This is a genomic window from Aestuariivirga sp. (assembly GCF_046093005.1).
GTDB lineage: Bacteria > Pseudomonadota > Alphaproteobacteria > Rhizobiales > Aestuariivirgaceae > Aestuariivirga.
Genome location: NZ_JBJTER010000145.1, coordinates 22,129 through 28,587 on the forward strand (window position 1 = coordinate 22,129; position 6,459 = coordinate 28,587).

Below are 6,459 nucleotides of genomic sequence, written 5' to 3' on the forward strand. Positions count from 1 at the left end.
GATAGAGCATGACCGTCCATCCCGATCCTGACAGCCTTGAAGCGGCCGCCTGGCTAGCAACGCTGGAGGCAGCGCTCAGCCGCCAGGACGCCACCGCGGCGGCCCGGCTGTTTGGCGAGGAGTGCTATTGGCGTGACCTGGTGGCGCTCACCTGGAACATCCGCACGGTCGAGGGCCGCGACGGGCTGGCTGACATGCTGCGCGCCACCTTGCCCCGCGCCCAGCCACGCGGCTTCACGCTGACGGAACCCGCCAGCCGCAACGGTGACGCGCTCGAGGCCTGGTTCCGGTTCGAGACAGATGCCGGGCGCGGCACCGGCCATCTGCGGCTGCGGAACGGGCTGGGCTACACGATCCTCACCACGCTGCAGGAACTGAAAGGTCATGAGGAGAAATCAGGCGTCACGCGCGAGAGAGGTCTTGAGCATGGCGCCCAGCGTGGCCGCCGGACCTGGACCGACCTGCGCCGCGCCGAGCAGGCGGAACTCGGCATCAGCAGGCAGCCTTATGTTCTCATCATCGGCGGCGGCCAGGGCGGCATCGCGCTTGGCGCCCGGCTGAAGCGCCTGGGCGTTCCGGCGCTCATTATCGAGAAGAATGCCCGCGCCGGCGATTCCTGGCGCAACCGCTACCGTTCGCTCGTGCTGCATGACCCGGTCTGGTACGATCATCTGCCCTATATCCCGTTCCCGGATCACTGGCCGGTGTTCACGCCGAAGGACAAGATGGGCGACTGGCTGGAAGCCTATGTGACGCTGATGGAACTCAATTACTGGACCTCCGCGGAAGTCACCGGGGCACGGTTTGACGAAGCTTCCCAGGACTGGAGCGTGGAGGTGACGCGGCAGGGCCAGACCCTGACGCTGAGACCCCGGCATCTGGTGTTCGCCACCGGCTCCTATGGGCCGCCGCGTGAGCTGCGCCCGCCGGGCGCCGAGACCTTCGCCGGCGTGCAGTATCATTCCTCGAAACATGTTTCGGGGGAGCCGTTCCGCGGCAAACGCTGCGTCGTGGTGGGCGCCAACAGCTCCGCGCATGACGTGTGCGCGGATTTCTGGGAGCACGAGGCCGCGGAAGTCACCATGATCCAGCGCACGCCCACCACGGTGGTGCGCTCGGAATCGCTCATGGAAATCGCCTTTGCGCCGATCTACTCGCAAGAAGCGGCGGCGAAGGGGATCGATGTCGACAAGGCGGACATGATCTTCGCCTCCGTGCCATTCCGCCTGATGGCCGACCTGCAGCGGCCTGTCTATGCCGAGATCGCGGCCCGCGACGCCGATCTGATCGGCCGGCTCAACGCCCAGGGCTTCATGACCGACTACGGACCGGACGGCTCCGGCCTGATGATGAAGGCGCTGCGCACCGGCTCGGGCTATTATCTCGATGTCGGCTGTTCCGACATCATCGCGTCCGGCGGCATCAAGGTGAAGCCGCGGGCGGAAATCGCCCGCCTCACCGGGGACGCCGCCATTCTGACCGATGGATCGGAAGTGAAGGCGGACGTGATCGTCTATGCCACGGGCTACCTGCCGATGAATGAGTGGGTGGCCAAGATCGTCTCGCGCGAGGCGGCGGACCTGATCGGGCCCAACTGGGGCTATGGCTCCGGCACGCGCGGCGATCCCGGCCCCTGGGAGGGCGAGCTCCGCAACATGTGGAAACCGCTGCGCCATCCGAACCTGTGGTTTCACGGCGGCAATCTGCATCTCTCGCGGTTCAATTCCAAATTCGTGGCGTTGCAGCTGAAGGCCCGCTTTGAAGGAATGGAAACGCCGGTCTACTGAACAGGCTGCCGGCCCGGCCGTGCTGTGCGGCGCCTCGCGTCTTGAATTCAACCTGACGTTAGTATATTGACCTTCCCTTGGTTAAAGCCGGATTTGCACCGCGAATTGCCACCAGAATGAAAGGGCATAGCCATGACTTCCAAACCAGTTTTTTCGGCTCGAAATGCTTCTGAACCGGTCAGCCCGTCGCGACGGCAGCTTATGCGGGCGGCTTTCGCCCTGGCGGTCGTTCCAGCCGCGGCGAGCGTGGCCGGCGCCTCGGCGGCGATGGCGGCCTCCGGCCGTATAGAGTTCCGCATCGCCAGGGCTGGCCTGATCTTCGGTTTGGGCGGCGGAACCGGTGCGCTGCTCTACAAGGGCGAGCGTTATCCGCTGCGCATTGGCGGGGTTAGTTTCGGCGCCACAATCGGCGTGTCGTCAGCCGATTTCGTGGGCCGCGTTCGCAATCTCAAGCGGCCGGGCGATATCGAGGGCACCTACTCCGCCATCGGCTCTGGCGTTGCGGTCGCCGGCGGCGCCGCCGTCGCCCGGTTGCGCAATGCCCGCGGCGTGGAGCTTGAGGTATCGGGCCGGCAAGCCGGATTCAAGTTCTCGGTTGATCTGAGCGGGCTCAGGATCAGGCTTAAAGACTAGGGCCTGTTGAAATTCGTCTGGAATTGATCACGGACGATACGAGATCGGTCATGGCCGCGAAACGGCTGTCGTTGGTCGGTGCACGCATGCCGATGCGTTTGAACTCCTTGAGCTTGCCCAAGGCGTTTTCGATGAGGTGGCCGCTCTTGTAGATCTTGCCGTCGATTGCGAAGGGCAAGCGGCGCCGAAGCCGTTGCGAGAGCGCCATCCTGGCGCTTCTGGCGTTCAACGCCGTGATGATCCAGTTGGACTCGAAGGCCTTGCCGGCAATGAGGCTGCGAAGCTCGATGCCGCCAATCAGCGGTTCGCCGCCCACGGTGTCAGGTCGCTGGCCCGTTTGCGCCGTGGCGGTGGACTTTGCCGGCGGTTGTGCCGGCCATGGCGTATTCAATATTCCGCTCATCCGACAAGGCCCCGAACATCCGTTCCGGGGGCGCTGACCGCACTGCCGCCGGACGCCGCCTCGGCAGCGTCTGGAATGACTGTCACAAAAGCGTTGTACAAATCAGGCTTATCCGTAGCCCAGCCAACTGGGCTTGGACATGCTGACGATTCCGATCGCGCCCCGCCGCTACCGTGCCATCTTCATATCGGACGTTCATCTCGGCACCAGGCGGGCCAAGACGGCAGCCCTTCTGGACTTCCTCAGGGCTACCGAATCGGACCAGCTTTATATCGTCGGCGATTTCATCGACAACTGGTCGCTGCGCAAGGCGTGGCACTGGGACCAGCAGCACAATGACGTTATCCAGAAACTGCTGCGCAAGGCGCGCAAGGGCACCAAGCTCGTTTACATTCCCGGCAATCATGACGAGAATTTCCGCAATTTCCTCAATCTGCGCTTTGGGCGGGTGGCGGTATTGGAAGAAGCCATTCATCTCTGCGCCGATGGCCGGAGATACCTTGTGCTGCACGGCGATAAGTTCGACGGCGTGGTGCGTTTTGCGCCGTGGCTCGCCAGGCTGGGTGACACGGCCTACGAATTCTCGATGCATCTCAATGCCGGCGTAAACCGGGTGCGCCGCTTCTTGCGGCTACCCTATTGGTCGCTCTCCGCCTATCTCAAGTACCGCGTCAAGAAAGCGGTCGAGTTCATATCCCATTTTGAGGACGCGGTGGTGCGCGAGGCCCGCGCCCGCAACTGCCAGGGCGTCATCTGCGGCCACATTCACACGCCCGATAACCGTGACATCGGCGGCATTCACTATCTCAATGACGGCGACTGGGTGGAAAGCTGCACGGCGCTGGTCGAGCATGCCGACGGCCGGTTTGAAATCATCACCTGGAACGCGGTCAGCCTCGAGGCGGCGACGGAAGGAATCCATGCGCATTCTGATCGTGACGGATGCCTGGTCCCCGCAGGTTAACGGCGTCGTCCGCACTCTCAACGCGCTGATCGCGGAGCTCACCGCGAAAGGCCACGATGTGCGCACCATCAATCCGGCGGGGCGCCGGTCATGGCCGATGCCGCTCTATCCGGAGATATCGCTCACCGAAGCCACCGTCGCGGATATCAGTGCCGAGATCGCCGCAGTGGCGCCGGACGCCATTCATATCGCGACCGAAGGCCCGCTGGGCTGGACGGCGCGGCGGGCCTGCCTGCGCCAGGGCCTGCGCTTCACCACCGGCTTTCACACGCGGTTTGCCGAATATGCCGCGGCCCGGCTGCCGCTTCCGGGCGTCCTGAGCCTCGGCTGGCGCGTCCTCCGCCATTTCCACAGCCCCAGCCAGGGGGTGATGGTTCCCACCCAATCGATCGGCGCCGAGCTGGAACGCCGCCATTTCCGCAATGTGAAGATCTGGACGCGCGGCGTCGATCGCGGCCTGTTCAGGCCCTATCCGCGCGATCACCTCGATCTGCCCAGGCCGATCGTGGTTTATGCCGGACGGCTGGCGGTGGAGAAGGGCATTGACGATTTCATCGCTCTCAAGACTGAAGGCAGCAAGGTGCTGGTGGGAGACGGACCAGAGCGTGAGCGCCTGCAAAGGCTTGCGCCGGATGCATATTTTCTCGGCTTCCGCCATGGCGAGGACTATGCCCGGACGCTCGCCGCGGCGGATGTCATGGTGTTTCCGAGCCGCACCGACACTTTCGGCCTCGTCATGCTGGAGGCCATGGCCTGCGGCACCCCGGTTGCCGCCTACAACGCGCCGAGCCCCCTGGACGTGGTGGACGACGGCGTCACCGGTGCTGTGGCCGATACGCTGGAGCAGGCAGTTGCGCGCGCCATACTTCTTAATCGCGAAGGTGTTCGCGAGGGTTCGTTGAAGTTCTCCTGGCGGCGCTGCGCCGACATGTTCGAGTCCTGGCTGGTTCCCTGCGGCTTCCGGGCCGCACCGGACGGCGCCGGCCAATTCGCTTCAGCCCTGCCAAGATAACCACCGTCACATATCTGCAATCCGCCTGTCATGCGGCTGTCGTTGCCTCGGTTTTAACAGCACTCCAACAGGAAGGCATCCATGCTCAGAATTGAGTCACTCGGCAAACGTTTCGGCGATAAGGCGGCGCTGTCCGGTGTTTCGCTGGAAGTCGGCAACGGCGTCTTCGTGGGCATCATCGGCCGTTCGGGCGCCGGCAAGTCAACGCTGCTCCGCTGCATCAACCGGCTGGTCGATCCTTCCGAGGGGCGAATCAGTTTCGAGGGGCGTGACGTGACCTTTCTGCGCGGCCAGGCGTTGCGCGACTGGCGCGCCTCCTGCGGCATGATCTTCCAGCAATTCAACCTGGCCGGGCGGCTCGATGTGCTGACCAATGTGCTGATGGGCCGGATCAACGCCATCTCTGTGCTTCCCGCCATGCTGAAGACCTGGCCGGAAAAGGAGAAGCTGACGGCGCTACGGGCGCTTGACCGCCTCGACCTGGGCGAACTGGCGGGCCAGCGGGCTGAAAGCCTTTCCGGTGGTCAGCAGCAACGCGTCGCAATCGCCCGCACGCTCGTGCAGGACCCGCGCATCATCCTGGCCGACGAGCCGGTGGCTTCGCTGGACCCGCGCAACACCCGGATCGTGATGGATGCGCTCAGGGACCTAAACCGCGAGCGCAGCATCACCGTGCTGTGCAACTTGCATTCACTCGACCTGGCCCGCGCCTATTGCCAGCGGCTGATCGGCATGCGCGAGGGCCGGGTGGTGTTCGATGGCCCCCCCTCCGCCCTGAGTGACGCGGCGGTCATTGATCTCTACGGGCTTGAAGCCAATGACGTGCTTGACCTTCCGGAGGCGATGGCACGCCCCGTCAATGATTCAGGCCAGCTCAAGAGCGTTGCCTGACGCCACATCCCCAATCCAAACAAACAGGAGACATACCGATGCTTACACGCCGCAATTTCCTTCAGGCCACCGCCGGCCTCGCCGCGCTCTCCCTGAGCAGCGCTTCCGCCCTTGCCAGCTGGAAGGAGCAATATCCCGAGCTGGTGATCGCCGCCGTGCCGGATGAGAACGCCACCGGCATCGAGAAGCGCTATGAACCGTTCATCCAGTACCTTACGAAGCAGCTGGGCGTGCCTGTGAAGCTGCGCATTGCCAATGATTACGCGGCGGTCATCGAAGGCCAGATCGCCGGCAACATCCACATCGCCCAGTATGGTCCGTCGGCCTATGCCCGCGCCTATATGAACGGCGCCAAGATCGAACCCTTCGGCATGCAGGTGAACAAGGACGGCGCCAAGGGCTATTACTCCGTGCTGTGGGTCAAGAAGGACTCGCCCTATCAGAAGCTCGAGGACCTGAAAGGCAAGAACCTCGGCCTCGTTGACCCGAACTCGACGTCAGGCAACAATGTTCCGCGCTTCGCGATGAACAACATGGGCATCAAGCCGGAAGATTACTTCGCCAACGTCGTCTACACCGGCAGCCATGAGAATGCGATCATCGCCCTGCAGCAGGGCCAGGTTGACGGCGCCTTCAACTGGTGGAACGACGACAATGAGTCGATGCTCCGCCGCATGGAGCGCAAGGGCATGGCGAAGTACGATGACTTCCGGATGATCGTCAAATCCGACCAGATTGTGAATTCTCCCGTCGCCATGCTGTCGGCGCT

At 63.6% G+C, this 6,459-nt stretch carries 7 protein-coding genes; 6 read left to right on the forward strand and 1 reads right to left on the reverse strand.

Translation table 11 applies throughout. The features are described 5' to 3' along the window. The first annotated feature begins 8 nt into the window (after positions 1–8). A complete protein-coding gene (locus tag ACKOED_RS12385; RefSeq protein ID WP_408916903.1) occupies positions 9–1,787 on the forward strand; it encodes an NAD(P)/FAD-dependent oxidoreductase in 1,779 nt (592 codons plus the stop codon). A gap of 201 nt (positions 1,788–1,988) precedes the next feature. Next, positions 1,989–2,420: a hypothetical protein gene (locus tag ACKOED_RS12390; protein ID WP_408916904.1), complete on the forward strand. Its 432-nt coding sequence runs from the start codon at positions 1,989–1,991 to the stop codon at positions 2,418–2,420. On the opposite strand, the gene ACKOED_RS12395 is transcribed toward ACKOED_RS12390, so the two are convergent. Next, a complete protein-coding gene (locus ACKOED_RS12395; RefSeq protein WP_408916906.1) occupies positions 2,410–2,823 on the reverse strand; it encodes a hypothetical protein in 414 nt (137 codons plus the stop codon). The two genes, ACKOED_RS12390 and ACKOED_RS12395, sit on opposite strands and share 11 nt — an antisense overlap. 139 nt (positions 2,824–2,962) lie before the next feature. Between ACKOED_RS12395 and ACKOED_RS12400 the strand changes: the two genes are divergently transcribed. The 4 genes from ACKOED_RS12400 to phnD all read left to right on the forward strand — a co-directional run. Beyond that, positions 2,963–3,787 (forward strand): UDP-2,3-diacylglucosamine diphosphatase, encoded by an 825-nt coding sequence (locus ACKOED_RS12400; RefSeq protein ID WP_408916907.1) that lies wholly within the window; start codon positions 2,963–2,965, stop codon positions 3,785–3,787. Then, a complete protein-coding gene (locus ACKOED_RS12405; RefSeq protein ID WP_408916908.1) occupies positions 3,744–4,799 on the forward strand; it encodes a glycosyltransferase family 4 protein in 1,056 nt (351 codons plus the stop codon). Before ACKOED_RS12400 ends, ACKOED_RS12405 begins: the two co-directional genes overlap by 44 nt. Before the next feature lie 81 nt (positions 4,800–4,880). Continuing rightward, positions 4,881–5,690, forward strand: a complete 810-nt coding sequence (gene phnC, locus ACKOED_RS12410) for a phosphonate ABC transporter ATP-binding protein (protein ID WP_408916909.1) — start codon at positions 4,881–4,883, stop codon at positions 5,688–5,690. A 38-nt stretch (positions 5,691–5,728) separates the two neighbouring features. Then, a partial coding sequence (phnD, locus tag ACKOED_RS12415; RefSeq protein ID WP_408916910.1) for a phosphonate ABC transporter substrate-binding protein occupies positions 5,729–6,459 on the forward strand: 731 nt, incomplete at its 3' end.

Coding starts and splice junctions, on each gene's coding strand:
- ACKOED_RS12390 (WP_408916904.1), top strand. CDS start 1,989: ATGCGGGCGGCTTTCGCCCTGGCGGTCGTTCCAGCCGCGGCGAGCGTG.
- ACKOED_RS12395 (WP_408916906.1), bottom strand. CDS start 2,823: ATGAGCGGAATATTGAATACGCCATGGCCGGCACAACCGCCGGCAAAG.
- ACKOED_RS12385 (WP_408916903.1), top strand. CDS start 9: ATGACCGTCCATCCCGATCCTGACAGCCTTGAAGCGGCCGCCTGGCTA.
- ACKOED_RS12400 (WP_408916907.1), top strand. CDS start 2,963: ATGCTGACGATTCCGATCGCGCCCCGCCGCTACCGTGCCATCTTCATA.
- phnC (WP_408916909.1), top strand. CDS start 4,881: ATGCTCAGAATTGAGTCACTCGGCAAACGTTTCGGCGATAAGGCGGCG.
- ACKOED_RS12405 (WP_408916908.1), top strand. CDS start 3,744: ATGCGCATTCTGATCGTGACGGATGCCTGGTCCCCGCAGGTTAACGGC.